The following is a 21,821-nucleotide window of genomic DNA, read 5'->3' on the forward strand; positions in this document are numbered from 1 at the left end:
TTCGCGGCTGTCGGCGCGGTCGCCGCCGTCACCGTGGCAGCCGTACTGGCCGGCCAACTCGCCGCCGACGGACGGCAGAACGGGCCCGCCACCCGGCTCGGCCGCGGACCGGACATCGGGACCCCGGCCGAGATCCTCACCACCCAGGCGGACGCCTTGGAGAAGCAGCACTGGCCCGTGCCGCAAGCGGGCCAGTGGGTGTACAGCCGCTCCATGTCGTTCTGGGCCCAGGGCGGCGACCGGACCACATCGGGACCGGCCGAACAGTGGGACCCGTACGCCAACCCGGCGCTGGAGAAAGGGAAGTCGGGGGACGACTACTCGCCGCGGAAGAGATACCAGATCCTGGTGTCCCTTCCCGACGACACCGAGGGGGTACTGGCGAAGGCGCGCGTCGTCTATCCGGCGCCGAAGAACGCGAGCGAAGGGGCCCCGGAGACACAGCCGCAGCACGATTTCCGCGCGCTGAGCGTGCTCGCGGACAGCTATCCGGCAGATCCGCACGGGATGGCTCAGGTGTACCGGGCCATGGCCACGGTCAAGGGCATCGAAGCGACGCCTGCCACGGACCTGGCCGGCCGGTCGGTGATCGCGTTCAAGCTGACCAGCCCCAGCGCCAACTCCGTTGCGGCCGGGATCAGCAGCGAGTACTTGCTCGACCCGAAGTCCCACCTGTTCACCGGGACGCGGAGCATCGCCCTCGCCGACACCACGGGCCAACAGGTGTCGGTGCCGCCGAACATAAAGGGACATCCCAAGCTGGTGGGGCCGAGCTACAAGAAGGGGGATGTCGTCATGGCGACCACATCGCTGGGACACGCCCTGGTCAGCGCCAAGGGAGTCAGACCCTGACCCCTGAACTCCCGTCCGCGGCTGGCTCCTGTCCGGGAGCTGATCAGCTGTGGGGCACTTCGGCGCGCCAGGCCGGGTCGCGGCCCAGCAGCGACAGCATGCGGTCCATGGGGGACGCGTCCGCCTCGTGCGGCCGTACCGGAGCGAAGGACGCGCCGGGTCGCAGGCGGTCCGCGCCCGTCGGGACCTTCCGCGCGATCGACAGGGCCGCTTCGACCACGTCCGGTGCGTACGACACCTCGACGCCGAGCGTGGCCGCGACGTCCCAGCCGTGCACCACGTAGTCGACGAGGTGGAACCCGACCGCGACACGGCCCGGGAACGGGCCGCCGTCGCGGACCTCGGGCAGCCAGAAGGGGCGGTCGAGCACGCCGTCGGCCGCGAACGCGGCCGTCACCCGCTCGGCCGCCGTCCGGTACTCCCAGGACGGTTCGGGGCCGACGGCCGCCGGCGCCCAGTCCGCGCGGTCGGATACGGCGCCGTCGGCGGCCGCCGCGAAACCGTGCTGGTGGGCGGTCATATGGCCGAGCAGGTCGCGGAGCGTCCAGCCCGCGCACGGCGTCGGCCTCTCCAGCGACGCGATGTCCACACCGTCGACGATCTCGGCGCTGCGCTCGACCGCACGCCGGTCCAGCTCGATGAGATCCGGCATCGGAGCCTCCGAAAAATAGTAAGCGTATATAGATAGTCTAGCTCTGCTTATCATCTGTCAAGGGTAGAATTGCGCAGATGGAGCGGCAGGACCTAGGAGCACTCTTCGCACGGATCACCCGTCGCCTCATCGACGCGGAGAAGCCGCTGCTCGCGGCGCGTGGCCTGGCGATGTGGGACTACATCGTCCTGGCCCAGCTCGCCCGTGGCACCGCGCCCACCCAGCTCGCGCTCGCGCAGGCGGTCGACTACGACAAGACGCGGCTGATCAAGCTCCTCGACGAGCTGGAACGCAGTGGCCTGCTCACCCGTGAGCCCGACCCCGCCGACCGCAGGGCCAGGATCGTACGGCTCACGCCGGCCGGCGAGCGGCTGCTGGCCGAGGCGCGGGGGGATATCCGCGTGATGGAGGAAGACCTGCTCGGGCAGCTCGACGGCACCGAGCGCGACGTGCTGCTCGCGGTCCTGCCGCGGCTGGCCGAAAAGGGCTGACGGTGGGCGCCGATCGCACGGCCGGCCGTCGCACAGGTGGCGGCCGACAACGGGTGCGGCGCCGCGTACCGGTGTAGGCATGAGGACGTGGCGCCGCCGCGTTTCGCGCCCACCCGCCCCCGTACCGCCATGCCTCGAAGGAGCCCCCCGTGCCCATCTCCGTCGACAAGCTCACCGATCCCGCGGTCCGCGCCTTCGTCGGCGCCCTTAACAAGGGTGACCGCGACGCCTTCCAGCAGACGCTCGCGCCCGGCGCCACCATGTCGGACGACGGCAGCGAGCGCGATCTCGCCGACTGGACCGACCGGGAGATCTTCTCCTCGCGCGGGCACATGGACGTCGAGTCGCAGGCGGACGGCGGGCTCGCGCTGATCGCCACGTACCGCAACGACACCTACGGCGAGATGCGGACCGCGTGGCGGTTCATCGTGGACGGCGGCAAGATCGGCCGCTTCGAAACGGGTCAGGCGTGACGCGTCGCGCCTGACCGCCGACGAACGCCGTTCCCCGCGGGGCGGGTCCGTGACACGGGCCCGCCCCGCGGTGCGTCTCGATGCGGCTGCGCGCAGGGCGGCTTGACGGGGCGTCAGGTCGGGCGTCAGGTCGGCTGTACCGGAGAGCGCTCTCCGGTACGGACCGGAAGATCCTCGTAACCTCCCGGAAGCAAGTTGCGGCACGAGTCTTGACGTGCAGTGAGCCGAGGGTGAGCATCTTGAGCGTCGGAGAGCGCTCTCCCACTTCCGTCCTCGCTGTGACGGAATCCCCCTCCCAGGAGGACCGACATGCTCGTTGCATCCCGTGGCACCCCCGCCCGGCACAGACCCTCGCTCGTCCGTTTCAAGGCCGTCGCCGCACTCTGCGCCGCCGCGCTGATCGGCGCGCTGCTGATGCTGCTGCCCGCGACCAGCGCGCAGGCGGCGGCGGTTCCGCTGTCCCAGGGCAAGACCGCAACCGCGTCCAGCGTCGAGAACGGCGGTACGCCGGCCGCCAACGCCTTCGACGGCGACGCCAACACCCGCTGGTCCAGCGCGAACAGCGACCCCCAGTGGATCCAGGTCGACCTCGGTTCCGCCCAGGCCGTCAGCCAGGTCGTGCTGAAGTGGGAGTCGGCGTACGGCAAGGCGTACCAGATCCAGCTTTCGACGGACGGGTCGAACTGGACGACGGCGTATTCGACCACCACGGGCGCCGGTGGTACGGAGACGCTGAACGTGTCCGGCACGGCGCGTTACGTGCGGCTGTACGGTACAGCCCGTGCGACCGGATACGGCTACTCCCTCTGGGAGTTCCAGGTGTTCGGCGGCTCGGGTGGCTCCGGCGGCACGTGCGGGACCACCAACGTGGCCAAGGGCCACACCGCCACCGCCTCCAGCATCGAGGGCGCGGGTACGCCCGCTTCGGGTGCCTTCGACGGGGACGCCGCCAACACCCGCTGGTCCAGCGTGAACAGCGATCCTCAGTGGATCCAGGTCGACCTCGGTTCGGCGCAGCCCGTCTGCCAGGTGGTACTGACCTGGGAGTCGGCGTACGGCAAGGCGTACCAGATCCAGCTTTCGACGGACGGGTCGAACTGGACGACCGCGTATTCGACCACCACGGGCGCCGGTGGTACGGAGACGCTGAACGTGTCCGGCACGGCGCGCTATGTGCGGCTGTACGGTACGGCCCGCGCGACCGGATACGGCTACTCCCTCTGGGAGTTCCAGGTCCGCACCACCGGTGACGGACCCACCGACCCGCCCACCGACCCGCCGACGGATCCGCCCACCGACCCGCCGGGGAACTGGTCCACGGTGTGGAACGACGACTTCACCGGGACGGCGGGCAGCGGCCCCTCCAACGACTGGAAGGTGGTCACCGGCACCTCGTACCCGGGCGGCGCCGCCAACTGGGGCACCGGCGAGGTGGAGACCGCGACCAACTCTCCCGCCAACGTCTCCCTCGACGGCAACGGCCATCTCAACCTCACCGCCGTGAAGAACGGCACCAGTTGGACCTCGGGCCGGATCGAGACGCAGAGCACCGAGTACGCGGCCCCGGCCGGCGGCCAGTTGCAGGTCTCGGCCACCGTCAAGCAGCCCAATCCGGCCAACGGGCTCGGCTATTGGCCGTCCTTCCGGATGATGGGCGCCGCCTACCGGGGTGACACCGCGTCCTGGCCGAAGAGCGGCGAGATCGACATCCTGGAGAACGTCAACGCCCGCAACCAGCTCGGCGCCACCCTGCACTGCGGCACGGCGCCCGGCGGCAACTGCAACGAGTACAACGGCATGACCAGCGGACTCGCCTCCTGCACCGGCTGCCAGACCGGTTACCACACCTACTCCACGATCATCGACCGCACGGTGTCCGACGAGCAGATCCGCTGGTACCTCGACGGTCGGCAGATCTGGCAGGTCAACGAGTCGCAGGTCGGCGTCTCCACCTGGGACGCGGCCATACATCACGGCTTCCTGCTGACGTTCAACCTCGGCATCGGGGGCTCGTACCCGGACGCCACCTGCGGCTGCACCACGCCCAGCGCGGCGACCAGTTCGGGCGGCGCCCTGAGCATCGACAAGGTCACCGTCTCCAAGACCACGGGCAACGCGCCGGCGCCACTGACCGACCCGGCCGTGCCCACCGGCGGCTCCACCGTCAAGGTGACCGGCAGCCAGGGCAATTGGGCGCTGACCGTCAACGGCCAGCCGTACCAGGTCAAGGGCATCACCTGGGGCCCGGCCAACAACACGGCCGAAGCCCACATCCGTGAGCTGAAGTCCATGGGCGTCAACACCCTGCGTACGTGGGGCACCGACGCCGGTTCCAAACCGCTGCTGGACACGGCGGCCGCGCACGGTCTCAAGGTGGTCAACGGCTTCTGGCTCAACCAGGGCGCCGACTACGTCAAGGACACGGCGTACATGGACAGCACCCTGGACCAGATCAAGCAGTGGGTGACCACCTACAAGAACCATCCCGGCGTCCTGATGTGGGACGTCGGCAACGAGGTCATCCTCACCACCCAGGACCACACGTACGACGGCTCGACCGTCGAGCAGGAGCGGGTCGCCTACGCCAAGTACGTGGAGCGCGTCACGCAGGCCATCCACGCCATCGACCCCAACCACCCGGTCACGTCCACCGACGCCTGGACGGGCGCCTGGCCGTACTACAAGACGTACACCCCCAGCCTGGACCTGCTGGCCGTGAACTCCTACGGCTCGCTCTGCACCGTCAAGGGAGACTGGAACAGCGGCGGTTACAACAAGCCGTACATCATCACCGAGGCCGGCGAGCCCGGTGAGTGGGAGGTGCCGGACGACGCCAACGGGGTGCCGACCGAGCCCACCGACATCCAGAAGCGCGACGCCTACCTGACCAACTGGGGCTGCGTCACCGGGCACGCCGGGGTCGCGCTCGGCGCCACCGTCTTCCACTACGGCACCGAGAACGACTTCGGTGGTGTCTGGTACAACACCGTCCCGGCCGGCTGGAAGCGGCTCAGCTTCTACTCGGTCGCCAAGGACTACGGCGGCAGCGCGGCGGCGGCCGGTGCCAACACACCGCCGGTGATCAGCGACATGTCACTCAGCAACACCAAGACGGTCCCGGCGGGCGGCACCTTCGACATCACCGCCAAGGCCACCGATCCCAACGGCGACCTGATCCGCTACCAGCTGCTCTACTGCGGCAAGTACGTCAACAACGGAACCGGCTTCAGTCAGGTCGACTTCAAGGAGACTGCCGACGGCAAGTTCACCGTGACGGCGCCGAAGACACTGGGCGTGTGGAAGGTCTACGTCTACGCGTACGACGGCCACGGCAACGTCGGCATCGAGACCAAGTCCTTCAACGTGGTGGCGCCGCCGGTCAGCGGTACCAACGTCGCCCTCGGCAAGCCGACCACGGCGTCCACGTTCCAGGCCGACGGCGACGGGGCTCCGTACCCCGCGTCCAACGCCACCGACGGCAAGTGGACCACCCGCTGGGCCAGTGCCTGGGCCGATCCGCAGTGGGTGCGGGTCGACCTCGGCGGTGTGACGGCGATCAAACACATCCAACTGGGCTGGGAGGGCGCCTACGGCAAGGCGTACCAGATCCAGACCTCGAACGACGGTGACAACTGGACCACCGTCTACTCCACCACCACGGGCACCGGCGGCGTCGAGGACTTCGGCGTCACCGGGAGCGGCAGGTACGTACGGATCAACATCACCCAGCGCGGCACCGCGTACGGCGACTCGCTGTACGAGTTCGGGGTCTACTCCTGACCCCTGCTGTGAGCTGCCGGTTGCTCCGTTCCCGCCGCTGAGGGGAAGCGGAATTCGGTACGGCTCGTGTACCTGGCATCGGGGCGCAACACCGTTGTCGGGTACGCGGGCCGGTTCGGCGAGTCGGGGAAGTGCTGGGTCTCCAGACACACCGCACCGTGCCGCTCGTACGGTTTGGCCGTCTCACCGGCGTACGAACCGGCGAGTGAACCGTCCAGCTCGTTGCCGGTGTACACCTGAATGCCGGGCTCGGTGGTCCACACCTCCAGCCGCCGTCCGCTCTCCGGATGGGCGAGCCGCGCGGCCCGCCGCAGCTCGCCGGGGACGGCCGGCGGGGTGAGGATCCAGCAGTGGTCATAGCCGCCGGCGTCGTGCAACTGCGCGTCGTCGGCGGCTATTTCGTCACCGATCGGGTGCGGCTCCGCGAAGTCGAAAGGAGTGCCGGACGTCGCGACGGCCGGTCCCAGCGGAACACCGCTCGCGGTGACCGGGAGATAGCGGTCGGCGTCCAGGGCGAGGGTGTGGCCGAGGACGGTACCGATGCCGGCGCCCGCGAGGTTGAAGTAGGCGTGGTTGGTGAGGGAGACGACCGTCGGCAGTTCGGTACGTGCCGTGTAGTCGACGGCCAGCGTGCCCGAACTGTCCAGCGTGTACGTGACGGTGACGTCCAGCGCACCGGGAAAGCCCATGTCGCCGTCGGGGCTGTGCAGGCTCAACTCCACTGACACGGAGGGGAGATGTGTGCCACGGCCGGTGGTGCCCGGTCGTGCCGTCCAGATCCGCCGGTCGAAGCCGTCCGTACCGCCGTGCAGGGCATGGCCGCGGTCGTTGACGGGGATCTGGTGCGCGCGGCCGTCGAGCGTGAACCGCCCGCTGTCGATGCGGTTGGCGTACCGGCCGATCAGCGCGCCGAAGTACGGGCTGTGGGCCGCGTAGTCGCCCACCGACGGCAGGTTGAGCACCACGCACGCGGCGACGCCCGAGCTGTCCGGCACCCACAACTGGTGCAGTGTCCCGCCGTACGTCAGCACTTCGGCGCGCACACCGCCGCCGGAGTCCAGCGTCCACCGGTCGACGGCCGCGCCGGACGGCGCCGTACCGAAGGGAGCACTGGCCAGGGAGGGACGGGACATGGGGGTCCTTCGGAGGGTGCGGGCACGGAAGTGCGACCGGGGGAGGGGGGTGGGGGTGTTCGGTGTGCGGCGGCGGGGCGCCGTCGTCTCAGCGTCTGCGGACCGTCGTCGACTCGCGCACCACGAGTTCGTAGCCCGGCCGGATACGCCGTGGCGAGGGCGGCTCCTGCCCGCCGCCCGTGCCCGACTGGCTGCCGGCGCCCCCGCCGATGCGCTCCACCAGGCAGTCGACGGCGAGTTGGGCGATCGTGGACTTGTCGGGAGCGACCGTCGTCAGCGACACAGCGCCGTAGCGGCCCTCCTCGATGTCGTCGAAACCGACCACGGCGATGTCGTCCGGCACCCGTACACCTCGCTCGGCCAGCACGCGCAGCGCGCCGAGCGCCACCAGGTCGTTGTAGGCGAACACCGCGTCAGGACGCTGCCCGCGGTCCAGCAGCGCGGCCATCGCCGCCGCGCCGTCACGCCGGTCGTAGCCGCCGGTGACCACCACCATGGACTGCTCGGGCGTCCCTCCGGAAGCGGCGATCTCCTCGCGCCAGCCCCGCAGCCGCAGATGCGCCGGCTGCCGGGCGCTCTCCTGCTGGGCGCCGAGGAACGCGATACGCCGGCGGCCCAGGTCGAGCAGATGCCGTACGGCGGTCCTGGCGGCGGCAACGTTGTCGATGGCGATGTGGTCGTACGGCGCGTCGTACTCCCGCTCGCCCAGCAGCACCATCGGCGGGCCCGCGACGCGTGCGAGCAGGTCCTGTGCCTCCAGCCGGATCGGGCTGAGGATCAGCCCGTCGATCACATGGGACCGGAAGCCCTGCGAGACCAGCACCTCCTTGTCCCGCCGCCCGGCCGTGTGGTCGAGCAGGACGGTCTGGTCATGGCGAGCGGCGGCGTCGATGACGGCGCCCGCCAGCTCGGCGAAGTACGGGTTCGCCAGCTCCGGCACGGCCAGGGTGATGATGCCCGTACGCCCCTTGCGCAGGTGACGGGCCGTCAAGTTCGGCCGGTAGCCCAGCTCGTCGATCACACGCTGGACGCGCTCGCGGGTCGCCGGTGTCACATGGGGAAAGTTGTTCACCACGTTCGAGACGGTCTTCACCGACACCCCGGCGCGCAGCGCCACATCCTTCAGGCTGACGCCCACAGGACCCCCACTCTCTCGTCTCGCCCCGTTCGTTCGGTACGCGCTCCCGCTTGTCCGCTACGCCAGTTGCTGGGTGCGGCTGAGCAGCGTCTGCAGCAGGACCACCACGGCCAGGAAGCCGCCGTTGACCGCGTCGGTGAAGGCCGAGCCGTACTGGGAGAAGTAGTGGTCGATCAGGTTGTGGATCACCGCGAGCAGCAACACCCCGCTGACCGTTCCCGCGACGGACCCGCTGCCGCCGGTGAGCAGTGTGCCGCCGATGACGACGGCGGCGATGGCGGTGAGTTCGTAGCCGATCCCGATGGTGGTGACGCCGGAACCCAGCCGCGCGCTGCCGAGCGCGCCCGCGGCGGCCGCGAGGGTGCCGGACAGCAGATACACCAGCACCTTCGTGCGTACGACGGGCAGCCCCATCAGCTCGGCCGCGTTCTCGTTGCCGCCCATGGCGGTCAGCACGCCGCCGAAGCGGGTACGGGTGAGCAGCAGCCCACCGAGGCCGAAGAGCACGGCGACGATGATGACCGGCGTCCACACTCCCTGGCCGAGGTGGCGGAACGCCGACCCCGCCGGTACGAGGTTGGTGGTGGCGCCTTCGTCGGTGATGGCCTGCAGCAGACCGCGCGCCCCGAGCAGCCCCGCCAACGTGACGATGAAGGGTGCCATCCCCGCGCGGGCGATCAGCAGCCCCTGCACCAGACCCCAGGTCGCGCCGACGGCGAGCGGCAGCAGGATCGCCAGCCATGTCCCGCCCGTATGGGCGCCGTACGCCCCGAGGACACCGCCGAGCGCGTACATCGAACCGACGGACAGATCGATGCCGCCTGTGATGATGACGAAGGTCATGCCCAGGGCCAGCAGCCAGATGAAGGCGTTGCTGCCGAGGATGCCGCTGATGTTGGACCAGGTGGGGAACGTGTCGGAGGTGGCCGAAGCGATGACGACGACCAGCACGAGCACGGCGAGCGCGCCGCGCCGCTGCACCTGGGACGCCAGCCGCTCGCGCAGCGCGGGGGCGGTGGCGGCGGCCGGGGCCGCCGGACTGAGAGCAGTGGTGCTCATCGGGTACCTCGCTCCTGGGAGGCGTACACGGCGAAGCAGATGATGACCGCCTCGACGATCTGGGTGTAGGAGGTGTGCACGTTGTGCTGGGTCAGGACGGCCGTGATGAGCTGCATGAACAGCGCGCCGGCGACCGTGCCGAGCACACGCACCCGGCCGCCGCTGAGCGCCGTGCCGCCGACGACGACGGCGGTGATCGCGTTGAGCTCCATGTTGAGCCCCTGGTTCGCCGGGTCGGCCTCGGCGCCGTGACCGACGATCATCACGCCCGCGAGGGCCGACAGCACACCGGAGATCACGTACACACTGATCAGGACTCGGCGTACCGGCAGCCCGGACAACCCACTGGCCTGCCTGTTGTCGCCGATGGCGACGAGCTGGCGGCCGAAGGTCGTTCGGCGGACCACGAGACCGGTCAGCAGGGCGCAGCCGGCGGCGATCCAGGCCATCACGGGAATGCCGAGGACGTTGTCCGACCCGAGCGTCAACAGACCAGGCTGGATGACGGACTTGGCGGAGTTGCCGTTGACGATCTCGGCGAGCCCGCGCACCCCGATCATCAGGGAGAGGGTCGCGACGATCGGCTGGATACGGGCGATGGCCACCATCGCACCGCTCACGGCCCCGGATGCGGCGCCGAGCAGCAGGGCGACCAGCAGGACCATCGGCAGCCCGTACCCCACGTACAGGGGGACGACGGAGGCGGCGAGCGCGATGGTGGCACCGACGGAGAGGTCGATGCCCTCGGTGCCGATGACCAGCGCCATCCCGAGGGCCACCAGGAGAGTGGGGGCCACCTGGAAGAGCTGGATGCGGACGTTGGAGAGGGACAGGAAGGAGCTGTCGAGCCCGACGGCCACGATGAAGAGGATGGCCAGGGCGGCGTAGACGCCGTACTGCTGGAGCAGCCGCAGGAGCCGGGCGCGGTCGAGGGAGGGGCGGTCCGCCCAGGTGGTGGAGGTCATCGGCGCTCCTCGTCGGGGGCGGAGGCAGGGGCGGGGGTGGACGCCGGCCCGTGATCGGGTGGGTCGGGCGTTTCGGTCGCGGCTTCGGGCTCGGTCTCGGCTTCCGTACCGCCTTCGGCTTCGGCTCCGGTCCCGCTTTCGGTCGCGGCTTCCGTACCGCCTTCGGCTTCGGTCTCGGTCCCGCCTTCGGATTCGCCCGGTGTGGCCAGCGCCGTCAACAGGGCCTCCTCCGTGACGTCCTGGCCTTCCAGATGGCCGACGACACCGCCATCCTTGAGGACCACGACCCGGTCCGATCCCTCGACCAGTTCCTCCAGTTCGGAGGAGATGAGCAGCACCCCGAGCCCGTCGCCCGCCAGTTCGTCGATCAGGGCCTGAACCTCGGCCTTGGCACCCACGTCGATGCCGCGCGTCGGTTCGTCCAGCAACAGCACCTTGGGGTTGAGGCAGAGCCAGCGGGCCAGCAGCACCTTCTGCTGGTTGCCGCCGGACAGATCGCTGACCCGCTGGTCGGGCCCGGTCGCCTTGATCCGCAGCCGGTCCATGAAGAAGCGCACGATCTCGTCCTGCTTGGCCTGCGAGACCACTCCCGCCCTGGAGAGCGTCGGCAGGGCGGCGAGTGAGATGTTCTCCCGTACGGACAGGCTGGGGATGATGCCCTCGACCTTGCGGTCCTCCGGCAGCATGACCACACCCGCCTTGATGGCGGCGGCCGGTGTACGGCGGTGCAGGGTCTTGCCCGCGATCTCCACCGAACCGCCGTCCGTGGGCAGCGCCCCGACGATGGCCTTCGCCGTCTCGCTGCGGCCGGCGCCGAGCAGACCGCCGAGTCCGACCACCTCGCCGGGGTGGATGTCGAGGGACACCCCGTGCAGTCGGTGGCGGGCCGTCAGATCCGTTACCCGGAGGGCCGGTTGGCCGTCCTTACGGTCGTGGCGGTCCGCGTCGAACGCGGTGGCGCCCTTGTCGCGTACGGCTGACATCTCCCGGCCGAGCATCAGCGAGATGAGCTTCAGCCGCTCCAGACCCGCCATCTCGCCGGTGTGCACGATCGCGCCGTCCCGCATGACGGTGACGCGGTCGCATATCTCGTACAGCTCGTCCAGCCGGTGGCTGACGTAGACCACGGCGATGCCCTGGTCCCTGAGCCCCCGGATGACCGTGAAGAGCGTGTCGACCTCCCGGGGTTCCAGGGACGACGTCGGCTCGTCCATGATCACGACGCGCGCGTCGATCTGCACGGCGCGCGCGAGGGCCACCATCTGCTGGGCGCCGAGGCCCAGCGTGCGGAGCGGGCGGGTGACGTCCACATGCACGCCGTACCGTGCCAGCACCTCGGTGGCCTGGCGGTTCATCCGGCGGACGTCGATCAGGCCGAACCGGCGCGGCTCGCGGCCCAGATGCAGATTGCGGGCCACCGACATCAGCGGGACGAGATTGACCTCCTGGTAGATGGTCGAGATCCCGGCCGCCTGGGCTTCCAGCGGGTTGCGGAAGTCCCTGTCCTGCCCGGCGAACCGCACCCGCCCCTCGTCCGGGTGGTACACGCCGGTCATCACCTTGATCAGGGTCGACTTCCCCGCGCCGTTCTCCCCGATGAGCGCGTGCACTTCGCCGGCCCGCAGGCCGAAGTCCACGTCACGCAGGGCGTGTACACCGGCGAAGCTCTTGTTGACCCCGGTGACTTCGAGGACGTGCCCACTCCGGGGGTCGGGGTCCTGCTGGACCACGGTCTTCCTCCTTGCTGCCGCTGCCGTGACGGGAGTCCGCGATCAGTACACAAGGCCCTTGTCGAGGGCGTCCTTGGCGTTGTCGCTGGTGAAGTGGCCGTCCTTGATGATGACGTTGGGCTGGACGCCGTCCGTGCCGTAGAAGTCCTGGAGCGCCTTGAAGGCCAGCGGTCCGAACCGGGGGTTGGTCTCGATGTCCGCGACGACCTGGCCCGAGGCGACGTTCTGCACGACCTGCTGGATGCCGTCGATCGAGACGAGCTTGATGTCCTTGCCCGGGGTCTTGCCCGCGGACTTGATCGCCTGGAGCGCGCCGAGCGCCATCTCGTCGTTCTCGGTGTAGACCGCGTTGATGTCGGGGTGCGCCTGGAGCAGCTGCTCCATGACCTTCTGCCCGTCCGTCTGGGCGAAGTTGGCGGTCTGCGAGGCGACCACCTTCACGTTCGGGTACTTCTCCTTGATCCGGTCCTGGAAGCCCTTGGTCCGGTCGGTGGAGACGTTGTTGCCGGGGGTCCCGGTCAGGATGGCGACCTTCGCCTTGCTGCTGGTCGCCGTCGCGAGGTCGTCGGCGGCGATCTGCGCCTGGCCGTAGAAGTCCGAGCCGATGAAGGCGATGAAGTCGGTGCAGGCCTTGCCGCCGACGGTGCGGTCGATGGTGAGCACCGGGATCTTCTTGGCCTTCGCCTGGGCGAGGGCGGGGCCGAGCCCGTCGGAGTTCTCCGGCGCCACGATCAGGGCCTTCGCGCCCTGCGCGATCATGTCCTCGATCTGCGAATTCTGCGCGTTCACATCGGCGTTGGCGTTGCGCTGGATGAGCTTGACGCCCAGCCGCTTGGCCTCGTTCTCGATGCTCTTGGTCTCGGTGGCGCGGAACGGGTTGCTGGTCGACTCGGACTGCGAGAACCCGACCACCGTCTTGCCGTCGGTGATGTCCAGCTTCGGCGCACCGCCGCCGTACGACTGGAACGTGCAGCCGGGGCCCGCCGCCGACGCGGAGGGCGAGGCGACCTGCTGCGCCGCGGCGGAGTTGTCGGCCGCGGGCGACGAGCTGTCCGAATCGTCCGACGAGGAACCGGAGTTGGTGCACGCGGTGGCGGCCAGGCACAGGCCGGCGGCGAGCACAGCGGTGGAGTACGACTTGGCCCGGAAGGACTTGGCCCGGATGGAGGTGTTCATGCGCCGATCACATCCTCATTGATGCCGAAGGGGCGGGTTGGGGGGAGGCGTTGGAGGAGCGCGTTGGGGGAGGCGGATCGGCCGGGACGAGTGCGGCCCGGACGGGCATTCCAACGTTGTACAGGACCATGGAGCATGGCGGTCGGCACTGTCAAGAGTCCGGACTTCACGCCTTTCGGCGGCTCGCCAACTCGCCCTCGAACGGGGGATATTGGGTGTTTAGTCCCGTTGTTCGCGTCATTACAACGTTGTTATGGTGGGGCTGCTTGTCTTCGTGCGCGCTTCAACTCCTAGCGTTCGCGGCATGGAATCAACAGGAACTCCAACAGGAACCACAACAGGGGCCGCAGGAACCACAGGGGCAGCGGGAGCGGCGGGAGTCGGTGCCAGGGCGCTGGGACGCAGCGGGATCGAGGTGAGTGCCCTGGGGTTCGGCTGCTGGGCGATCGGCGGTGAGTGGAGCGACGGGGAAGGCAACCCGCAGGGCTGGGGCAAGGTCGACGACGACGAGTCCGTCGCCGCGATCCACCGTGCCCTCGACCTCGGGGTCACGTTCTTCGACACGGCCGATGTGTACGGGGCGGGCCACAGTGAACGCGTCCTCGGCAAGGCGCTCAAGGGGCGGCGCGACGACGTGGTGATCGCCACCAAGTGGGGCAACGTCTTCGACGAGTCGGCGAAGGTCCGCACGGACGCGGATGCGACGCCGGGGTATGTCAGGCGCGCGCTGACCGCGTCGCTGAGCAGGCTCGACACCGACCATGTCGACCTCTATCAGCTGCACCTGTCGAACGCGCCGCTGGACCGGGCGGCCGAGCTGCGCGACGCGTGCGAGGAGTTGGTGGCGGAGGGGCTGGTGCGCGCGTACGCCTGGAGCACCTCCGACCCGGAGCGCGCCGCGCTGTTCGCGGAGGGGGCGCACTGCGCGGCGGTGCAGCACACCTGCAACGTCCTGGAGGACGCGCCGGAGATGCTCGCGCTCTGCGACGAGCGCGACCTCGCGAGCATCAACCGGGGCCCGCTCGCGATGGGCCTGCTCACCGGCAAGCAGGGCTCCCGCAGTCGGGGCGCGACGGGCGACATCCGCGCCGTCCCGCCGGCCTGGCTGCGGTGGTTCGGCGAGGGCGGCGTCCCGGCCCCGGAGTGGGCGGCGCGCGTCGAGGCGGTACGCGACGTCCTGTCGAGCGACGGTCGCACGCTCGCCCAAGGCGCCCTGGCCTGGCTCTGGGCCCGCAGCCCCCACACGATCCCGATCCCGGGCTTCCGCTCGGTGGCGCAGGCGGAGGAGAACGCGGCGGCGATGGAACACGGCCCGCTGAGGCCGGAGCAGCTGACGGACATCGCGAAGGCGCTGGCGGGGTAGGGGGGTCCGGCTCGGACGGCGGGGCGCACGTCACGTTTGATTTCAGGTGATACCGTCTCGAATGAACCGACTGTCTGGTAATCTCCGGACCATGACCGTCGACACCCCGTCCGAGCAGACGCCATCGCGCGCGACCGACCGTCCAGGGGACGCATCCCCCTTCGCGCTGGGGCTTCTGCTGCGCCGCGCCCATACGCGTGCGGCCACGGTCATGGCCGAGGCGCTGCGTCCGCTGGGCATCGAGTTGCGGCACTTCGCGGTGCTGATCTCGCTGGTCGACCGCGGCCCCATGGTGCAGCGGGATCTCGCGCAGGCGACGGGGTCGGACAAGGCGGGGATCATGCGCGTCGTCGACGACCTCGAACGCAAGGGGCTGGCCGTACGCAAGTCGGTGCCGGGGGACCGCAGGGTTCGGTCGGTGGAGATCACGGCCAAGGGCCTGGAGCTTTTCGACGCCGCCCATCTGGCGGCCGAGCCCTTGGCCGAAGGGCTGGTCGCCCAGCTGGAACCGGGCGAACCCGAGCGGCTGACGGACCTGCTGACCCGCTTCACCTATCCGGCGCCGGCGGAGTGAGGCCGGTGCGGAGATCGCCCGCCGGACCCCCCGCGCGATCAGGCCGCGCGTCGGTTCCGCCGACGGCGTAGACCGCACTCCCCTGCACCCGGGGACCCGTCCGCGCGCACCTCGACGCGCCGGTCGTCAACCGGCGGCGGGGGCCGGCCACAGCCTCCGGACGGTGTCGGACACCCCGGCGACGGCCCCGGGGTCGAGCAGCGCCGTCTGGAGGAGGAAGCCGGACAGGACGCACACCAGCGTCCGCGCCGCGGCCTCGGCCGTGATTCCCGTCGCCGGGCTCGCGCCGCCCTGGTGGGTGTCGATGATCTCGGTGAGGTCCTGGTGCAACAGCTCCACCAACTCTGCGAACTTTGCGCCGAGTTGACGGTTCCGTAGCGCCTCGCTCCAGACCAGCACGGCCAGCCCGGCAAACCCCTGGTCCTGCCGCGACCGGGAGCTGAGCGTGTCGATCGCCTCTCCGATCACTTCGCCCACCGGCCGTCGCGTGTTCCGGGCGGCGGCGGAACGTACGACATCGACGACGTCGGCCATGTTCGCCTCCGCGATCGCCAGGATGATGTCTTCCTTCTTGGCGAAGTGCCGGTAGACCGCGCCGGCCGACAGTCCGGAGGCGGCGAAGATGTCCTGCATGGACGTGGAGTGGAAGCCGTCCTTCACGAAGCACCGACGGGCCGCGGCCATGATCTCTTCGCGGCGGGCGTCCATGTGCTGCTGCGTCACCTTGGGCATGGGGCCATCCTAGCTACAATAAAAAACGATCGTTCGTCTTGACGCAAGAGACTCCAAGCCCGCAATCTAAAGGGAATGTCCGTTTTCTTTAGGAGTTGTTGTCATGCCCTTCTCCGCGTCGACCCGCACCACGGCGTCGGCCCGCAGCACGCTGCGCCGCTGGCTCCTGCCGGTCGTCGTGCTTCCGGTGGTGGCCACGCTCGCCGTACTCGCGTACGCCTGGCCGGCCGCCCGGATCGCACCCCGGGACGTCCCCGTGGGAATCGTGGGAACCGGTCAGGCGAGCCAGCGGATGGTCGAACACCTGACAAGCGCCCAGCCGGGCGCGTTCGATCTGCACGTGTACGCGGACATGAGGGCGGCGCGCAGCGCCGTCAAGGACCGTGACATCTACGGGGCGTTCGACGTCACTCCGCAGCGGGTCACCGTGCTGGAAGCGACCGCGGCGAGCGCCACGGTCGCCCAGTCGCTCGATCTGGCCGGCAAGCAGACGGCGGCACGCCTCGCGGAGCCCGTCGCGGTCCAGGACGTCGTCGCCACCTCGGCGGACGATCCCCGGGGTGTGGTCTTCAGCAGCGCGCTCCTGCCCTTGACCATCTGCAGCATTCTGATCGGGGCCACCGTCACGGTACTGGGCGGCGGTCGGAGCCGGTGGAAGGCGCTGGTGGCCGTGGCCGTGGCGAGCGCCGTCGCCGGACTGGGCACCTACCTCGTCGCCCAGGGACTGCTGGGCGCGCTGCCGCACCACGGCGTGGCCACCTGGGCGGCCCTGTCCGCGACCGTCTTGTCGATGAGCCTGACCGCCGCCGGCCTGGCCCGGGTGATCGGCCCGGCCGGGGCAGGGGTGACGGCGCTGGTCATGGTGTTCATCGGCAACCCCTTCTCCGCCGTGACCTCCGCACCATCGCTGCTGCCGACAGCCGTTCACCACATCGGCCAGGCCCTTCCTCCCGGCGCGGGGGCGAATCTGCTCCGCAGCACGGCCTACTTCGACGGCCATGCCGCCGGCGGGCACGTCGTGGTGCTCGCGCTGTGGACGCTGCTCGGGGCGACGACCCTGCTCCTGGGCCGCCGCGCCGCCCCCGTGCCCGCGCATGCGGCGCGGGAGGTCAGAGGCGCGGCGGAGGTGCGGGGAAGATCCGCCGCTTGACCGCGGGTACGGCCTCCGCCACCCGCAGCACGGTGCGAAAGGCGGTGCGCGGCAGGCGTTTCGTGGTGGCGGCGGCGCGGGCGTTACGAGTGGACAGGGCCAGCGCTTCGTTGGCGTAGACGCGCATCGCGCTCTCGTAGCGGCCCACCCGCTCGGTCAACGGGCCGTCGCCCAGCAGCGAGCCGCGCAGCACGTCGGCGTCGCGCAGGGCGGTGTTGGCACCGATACCCGCCATGGGCGTCATGTTGTGAATGGCGTCCCCCAGCAGTGTGACCCTGCTCGCCTCCCACGCGTCGAGAGCGGGCATCGTACGCAGCGGGATCGCGGCGATGGTGGGTGGTTCGGTACGGGCGACCAGGTGGCGCAGTGCCGGAGCCCAGCCGGCGGTCCGCCCGACGACATGGGCACGCAGGGCCGTACCGTCCATCGCCGTCGGTTCGGTGGGATAGGTGTCCCGGCTTTCGGCCCACGCCCACACCAGATGACGGCCGGCGGCGCCGTTGTCCCAGGTGGACAGGAACATCCAGCCGGGTCCCGCGGGCACCACGTTGTTCACCGATCCGTCGGTCAGCTCGACGGGCAGTTCGCCGAGCAGCGCCTCGGTGAGCGTCACACGCCCCGAGACGTTCACGATGCCGAGGTCCTGCCGGTCCAGTCCGGGCAACCGCAGGCCGCGCAGCCGGGAGTTGCCGCCGTCCGCGGCCACGAGGAGATCCCCGGTGAGGATCTCGCCGTCGCCGCATGCGACGCGTACCCCGTCAGGGGTCTCGGTGTAGCCGGTGACCTGCTTGTTCCATGACACCGCCTCGCCGGGAAGGCCCGTCAGCAGAGCCTCGCGCAGCGCGTCCCTGGCCACCGCCCGGCGCCGTACGTCCGTGTCGGTCACTCCGTGCGCCTCGTTGTCACGCACCGCCAAGGCGCGCAGGTCCTGGTCGTGGAAGCGGATCACGTCCGGCGCCAGGACCGAGGACTCCAGCAGCCGCTGCCACGGCTTGTCGGGGAGGCAGCCCCGCAAGGCGCGCATGCCGTCGGTGTTGAGATGGATGCCGTACGTGGTCGGCTGGCCCCCGGCGCGGTCGCGGCGCTCCAGAACCACCGCTTCGACACCGCCCTGGCGCAACCCTTGGGCCAGGCACAGGCCGCCAAGTCCGGCGCCGGCGATCAGAACACGCATCACGAACTCCTGCTCATGTCAGAGGGGTTGTCGTCCGAGATGGGCTGTCGTCTCGGAGAAGTTGTCGTCGGGGCTGCACGCAGTGCTGGGTCAGGGGTGGTCCGGATAGACGAACCGCTCCAGCAGGTCGAGAAGGTGCTCCGCCTCGCCGGGCCGAAGATGGGCGACCAGATCACCGATGACCGGTGCGGCATCGGTGTGCGCCTGATCGAAGACGAGCTGCCCGTGTTCGGTCGGCGCCACGATCCGTACGCGCCGGTCCCCGGGCCGCGCGGCCCGCGTCACCAGCCCCGCGCGCTCCAAGTCGTCCACGACGCGCACCATCGTGGCCCGGTCGCTGCCGGTGACCCGCACCAACGCGCTCTGACTCATGGGCCCTTGGCCGCACAGAGCGATGAGCACGGCGAAATGACGCGGTTCGAGGCCCAGCGGGCGCAGCACGCGCGTCACAGCTCCCACCGCCCGGTTGTGGGCGCGGCGCAGTATCAGTCCCAGCGCGAAGGTGGAGCGGTCGCCGGGTCCGTCGGTGGCTCGGGGACGCGGAACGATGGCAGCGTCGTTCGTCATGGGTGAGATGGTATCACTCGAAACGACGTTGCGAGAGACTGTTTCATGTGTAACTATCGATCCATGGATGCCACCAGTACCCATCAGGCCAGCTCCACGGACCCAGGACCCGAGCCCGCGCAGAACGCGGGAGAGGCGGGAGAGACGGGAGAGGCGGGAGGGGCAGTCGCGGCAGGAGGCGGATGGCGCGCGAAGCTCTCCGGCGCTGCGGTCGCCGCCGCTCCCACGATCGCTTTTCTGGTGGCCAACGCGGCCGCCTCACTCAATGCCGGACTCGTCGCGGCCGGCGTCACCGCGACGGCCGCCTTCGCCTGGCGCCTGCTGCGCAAGGAGAAACTCCGCCAGGCCGTCATCGGCCTGCTCGTCGTCGGCGCCTGCGCCGCCGTGGCCGCCCTCACCGGTCAGGCGCGCGGCTTCTTTCTGCTGCCCGCCCTGATCCCGTTCGTCGTTCTGGCCGTGTGCCTGGCCAGCATCCTGATCGGCCGACCGCTGACCGGCGTGATCCTCAACCGGGTCAGCGGCGGCCCCGCCGACTGGCGCCACCGTCCAGGGCTGCGCCGTGTCTACCGCAACTCCACCTGGGTGTGCGTCGCCGTCAACGTGGTGAACGCGGCCCTCCAGGTCGTCTACTACCGCGACAACGAGCCCGTCGTGCTCGGCGTCCTCCACATCGCCACGGGGCCGATCTTCGCCTGCATCGTCGCCGTGACCATCACCTTCGCCCGCCGGGCCATGCCCCTGCGCAAGGCGTCGACGGGGTGAACGGTCTGCTCCGCGAGCGGGCCGTGACGGCGTGCGGCGCGTTGCGCGGTTCGGGTTGGGTTCGGGTTCGGGTTCGGGGAGGCCGGTGTCCGGTCGCGGTGGCGCTCGCGGTCGCGGGTCGCCGGTCGTCGGCCGCCGCCGTTCAGTCCGGGAGGGCCGCGGTGGTGCGGGTGGCGGAGGCCAGCCAGGAGTGGCCTTCGGCTGCCGGGCCCGGCGTATAGGCCGGGTGCACCGTGCGGCCGAACGAGTCGGCGACGTCGGCGAGTTCGTGTACGGACGGCTCCCACCCGTGCCGGTGGAGCCAGGCCGCCGGATCGGTCGGCCCCGACTTCCACAGCCGGGTGAGGTCCGGGCTGATCCGGTCCGTGGCCGCGCGCAGCGAAGGCCCGACCTCGAAGTGGTCGAAGGCCAGGACGCTTCCTGGAGCGCTGAGTTCGCTCAGCACCGCCAGAAGCTGGTCCGCGCTGGTCTCCTCCAGGGCGTACAGGAGGCCCTCGACGAGCCAGGCCGTCGGGAGGTCCGCATGGAAGCCGGCTTCTCGCAGGGCCGAGGCCCAGTCGTCCCGCAGATCGGTCGCCACGGGCTGCCTGAGGCCTGCGAGTTGGGCGTCACGCTCGTCCATTACGTGGTCCTTGAACCTCAGTACCGGCTCCTGCTCGACCTCGAACAGCACGGTGCCCTCGGGCCAGGCCAGCCGCCAAGGCCGGCTGTCCATGCCGGAGGCCACGAGGACGATCTGGCGGCACCCCGTTGCCGCCGCGCCGAGCAGCAGATCGTCGAAGTACCGGCTGCGCACGGCGACCTGAGCCCCCATCACCGCGGCGAAGCCTCGGCTGTCGGCCTGCGGTTCCAGCGGCATGCCGGCCACGCGAAGGATGCGCTCGGCGTACGGATCGGTGAACAGGCCTTCAGGGTTACGGTGTTCGGCCGCACGCAGAGAGGCAACCGCGAACGCGGTTCGCCCGATGGTGTCGATCCCGGAAAGTTCGCTGGCCATGAACCACCTCACAGGTCAACCGCGCGGCGAACGAACACGGCACGACCGGTCCGTTCAGCGGCGCGCTGGATTCCATTACGATCGCGACGGTATCATTCGATACGGTCGGGCGCTTGTGGTCTCCTGTCACGAGGATCGTCGGACACGTGCCGGAACCCAGATCGGAGTCGCAACCGCAACCGCAACCGCAATCTGAGTCGGAGTCGGAGGGATTTCCTGATGTTCACCACCACGGTCGCCCCCCGCCCCGACGAGACGTCCCGCGCCATGCCGGGAGACGATCTCGTTCCCCGGCCGGACGCGGTCATGGACCGTGCCTTCACCCTGCCGGCGCCTCCCGAGGAGGTCTGGCCGTGGTTCAACCAGCTCGGCAAGAACCGCGCCGGTTGGTACATGCCCGCCTGGCTGGAACGCGCCGTCCCGCCGGGACGACGCGCACTGCGCGAGATCGAACCCGCCCTGCAACACCTCCGACCCGGCGACATCATCGACGACTGGGGCGGACGGCAGGCCACCTTCGAGATCGTCATCCACGACGCCCCGCACACCCTCGTGCACCGCTCCACCCGTGGGCGGCTCAGCATCAGCTGGACCATCACCCTCACACCGGAAGCGTCCGGCACGACCCGGGTCCATCTGCGCTTTCGCATCAACGGAGTCAAACACCGCCGCCTCGTTGAACACGCCGGCGGCCTCGTCGACCTGCTCACCGTCGCCGCACTGGCAGCAGGCCTACGCGAACGCCTGACCGAGCCTTGAGCCAAGGCCCGGGAGCGCGGTGAGCACTGCGGCGGTTCGGTTCGGGGTGGCCGGGGGGCCATGGGGGAGCGGGTTCGTGGTGGTGGTGGGTGGTTGGCCGGGTGCGGGTGCCCCGCGGCAGTTGCGTGGGGGACTCGGGCTGGCTCGGCGTCCGCCCCGGCGGGTGGTCGGCTGAGCCGGGTCCTGTGCGAGCCGGGAAGTTAGGCGCCCGTAGGGCCGCCCCTTTCTGTTGAGTGTCGCGGCTCCGGTCCGGGCGTCAAGGGCGCTCCTGCGTCGCGTCGGCTACGCCGATTA

The 21,821-nt window shown here is 70.1% G+C and carries 20 protein-coding genes; 9 read left to right on the forward strand and 11 right to left on the reverse strand.

Annotated elements, in window-relative coordinates:
• A partial coding sequence (locus HY68_RS18635; RefSeq protein WP_041990359.1) for a CU044_5270 family protein occupies positions 1–852 on the forward strand: 852 nt, incomplete at its 5' end.
• Between the two features lie 43 nt (positions 853–895).
• On the opposite strand, the gene HY68_RS18640 is transcribed toward HY68_RS18635, so the two are convergent.
• Complete coding sequence (locus tag HY68_RS18640) at positions 896–1,504, reverse strand: TIGR03086 family metal-binding protein (RefSeq protein WP_041990361.1); 609 nt, start codon at positions 1,502–1,504, stop codon at positions 896–898.
• A 77-nt stretch (positions 1,505–1,581) separates the two neighbouring features.
• On the opposite strand from HY68_RS18640, the gene HY68_RS18645 reads away from it, so the two are divergent.
• From HY68_RS18645 to HY68_RS18655, 3 genes are all read left to right on the forward strand, one after another.
• Entirely contained in the window at positions 1,582–1,995 is a 414-nt protein-coding gene (locus tag HY68_RS18645; protein ID WP_041990362.1) for a MarR family transcriptional regulator, read from the forward strand.
• 149 nt (positions 1,996–2,144) lie between these two features.
• A complete protein-coding gene (locus tag HY68_RS18650; protein WP_041990364.1) occupies positions 2,145–2,468 on the forward strand; it encodes a hypothetical protein in 324 nt (107 codons plus the stop codon).
• 309 nt (positions 2,469–2,777) lie between these two features.
• A complete protein-coding gene (locus HY68_RS18655; RefSeq protein ID WP_041990365.1) occupies positions 2,778–6,248 on the forward strand; it encodes a discoidin domain-containing protein in 3,471 nt (1,156 codons plus the stop codon).
• Here HY68_RS18655 and HY68_RS18660 read toward each other — a convergent pair.
• From HY68_RS18660 to HY68_RS18685, 6 genes are all read right to left on the reverse strand, one after another.
• Entirely contained in the window at positions 6,239–7,381 is a 1,143-nt protein-coding gene (locus HY68_RS18660; RefSeq protein WP_041990367.1) for an aldose epimerase family protein, read from the reverse strand. The two genes, HY68_RS18655 and HY68_RS18660, sit on opposite strands and share 10 nt — an antisense overlap.
• A gap of 88 nt (positions 7,382–7,469) precedes the next feature.
• Positions 7,470–8,519 (reverse strand): LacI family DNA-binding transcriptional regulator, encoded by a 1,050-nt coding sequence (locus HY68_RS18665; RefSeq protein ID WP_041990369.1) that lies wholly within the window; start codon positions 8,517–8,519, stop codon positions 7,470–7,472.
• Positions 8,520–8,576: 57 nt separating this feature from the next.
• A complete protein-coding gene (locus HY68_RS18670) occupies positions 8,577–9,578 on the reverse strand; it encodes an ABC transporter permease (RefSeq protein ID WP_041990371.1) in 1,002 nt (333 codons plus the stop codon).
• Positions 9,575–10,543 carry an ABC transporter permease gene (locus HY68_RS18675; RefSeq protein ID WP_041990373.1) on the reverse strand — a complete coding sequence of 323 codons (969 nt, stop codon included), beginning with the start codon at positions 10,541–10,543 and terminating at the stop codon, positions 9,575–9,577. Before HY68_RS18675 ends, HY68_RS18670 begins: the two co-directional genes overlap by 4 nt.
• Positions 10,540–12,273: a sugar ABC transporter ATP-binding protein gene (locus tag HY68_RS18680; RefSeq protein ID WP_078863672.1), complete on the reverse strand. Its 1,734-nt coding sequence runs from the start codon at positions 12,271–12,273 to the stop codon at positions 10,540–10,542. The genes HY68_RS18675 and HY68_RS18680 overlap by 4 nt, the downstream gene beginning before the upstream one ends.
• A 42-nt stretch (positions 12,274–12,315) precedes the next feature.
• Positions 12,316–13,449 (reverse strand): ABC transporter substrate-binding protein, encoded by a 1,134-nt coding sequence (locus HY68_RS18685; RefSeq protein ID WP_041990375.1) that lies wholly within the window; start codon positions 13,447–13,449, stop codon positions 12,316–12,318.
• 304 nt (positions 13,450–13,753) lie between these two features.
• Here HY68_RS18685 and HY68_RS18690 point away from each other — a divergent pair, with 304 nt between their 5' ends.
• Together HY68_RS18690 and HY68_RS18695 are read left to right on the forward strand one after the other, a co-directional pair.
• Positions 13,754–14,812, forward strand: coding sequence for an aldo/keto reductase (locus HY68_RS18690; protein WP_078863673.1), 1,059 nt, complete (start codon positions 13,754–13,756; stop codon positions 14,810–14,812).
• Positions 14,813–14,903: 91 nt separating this feature from the next.
• On the forward strand, positions 14,904–15,386 hold the full coding sequence (locus HY68_RS18695; protein WP_041990377.1) for a MarR family transcriptional regulator: 483 nt from the start codon (positions 14,904–14,906) through the stop codon (positions 15,384–15,386).
• 126 nt (positions 15,387–15,512) lie between these two features.
• Here HY68_RS18695 and HY68_RS18700 read toward each other — a convergent pair whose 3' ends face one another.
• Positions 15,513–16,118, reverse strand: coding sequence for a TetR/AcrR family transcriptional regulator (locus tag HY68_RS18700; RefSeq protein ID WP_041990379.1), 606 nt, complete (start codon positions 16,116–16,118; stop codon positions 15,513–15,515).
• 103 nt (positions 16,119–16,221) lie between these two features.
• Between HY68_RS18700 and HY68_RS18705 the strand changes: the two genes are divergently transcribed.
• Positions 16,222–17,268 carry a hypothetical protein gene (locus HY68_RS18705; protein WP_041990381.1) on the forward strand — a complete coding sequence of 349 codons (1,047 nt, stop codon included), beginning with the start codon at positions 16,222–16,224 and terminating at the stop codon, positions 17,266–17,268.
• Here HY68_RS18705 and HY68_RS18710 read toward each other — a convergent pair.
• Both HY68_RS18710 and HY68_RS18715 read right to left on the reverse strand, forming a co-directional pair.
• Entirely contained in the window at positions 17,228–18,442 is a 1,215-nt protein-coding gene (locus HY68_RS18710; RefSeq protein ID WP_041990383.1) for an NAD(P)/FAD-dependent oxidoreductase, read from the reverse strand. The two genes, HY68_RS18705 and HY68_RS18710, sit on opposite strands and share 41 nt — an antisense overlap.
• A 90-nt stretch (positions 18,443–18,532) precedes the next feature.
• Positions 18,533–19,009: a MarR family transcriptional regulator gene (locus HY68_RS18715; protein WP_041990385.1), complete on the reverse strand. Its 477-nt coding sequence runs from the start codon at positions 19,007–19,009 to the stop codon at positions 18,533–18,535.
• Positions 19,010–19,072: 63 nt separating this feature from the next.
• On the opposite strand from HY68_RS18715, the gene HY68_RS18720 reads away from it, so the two are divergent.
• Positions 19,073–19,771, forward strand: a complete 699-nt coding sequence (locus HY68_RS18720) for a DUF3159 domain-containing protein (protein WP_157874369.1) — start codon at positions 19,073–19,075, stop codon at positions 19,769–19,771.
• A 142-nt stretch (positions 19,772–19,913) separates the two neighbouring features.
• On the opposite strand, the gene HY68_RS18725 is transcribed toward HY68_RS18720, so the two are convergent.
• Complete coding sequence (locus tag HY68_RS18725; RefSeq protein WP_041990387.1) at positions 19,914–20,768, reverse strand: SAM-dependent methyltransferase; 855 nt, start codon at positions 20,766–20,768, stop codon at positions 19,914–19,916.
• A 219-nt stretch (positions 20,769–20,987) separates the two neighbouring features.
• Between HY68_RS18725 and HY68_RS18730 the strand changes: the two genes are divergently transcribed.
• Entirely contained in the window at positions 20,988–21,527 is a 540-nt protein-coding gene (locus HY68_RS18730) for an SRPBCC family protein (protein WP_041990389.1), read from the forward strand.
• Positions 21,528–21,821: the final 294 nt, after the last annotated feature.

It is taken from the genome of Streptomyces sp. AcH 505 (genome assembly GCF_000818175.1).
Taxonomy (GTDB): domain Bacteria; phylum Actinomycetota; class Actinomycetes; order Streptomycetales; family Streptomycetaceae; genus Streptomyces.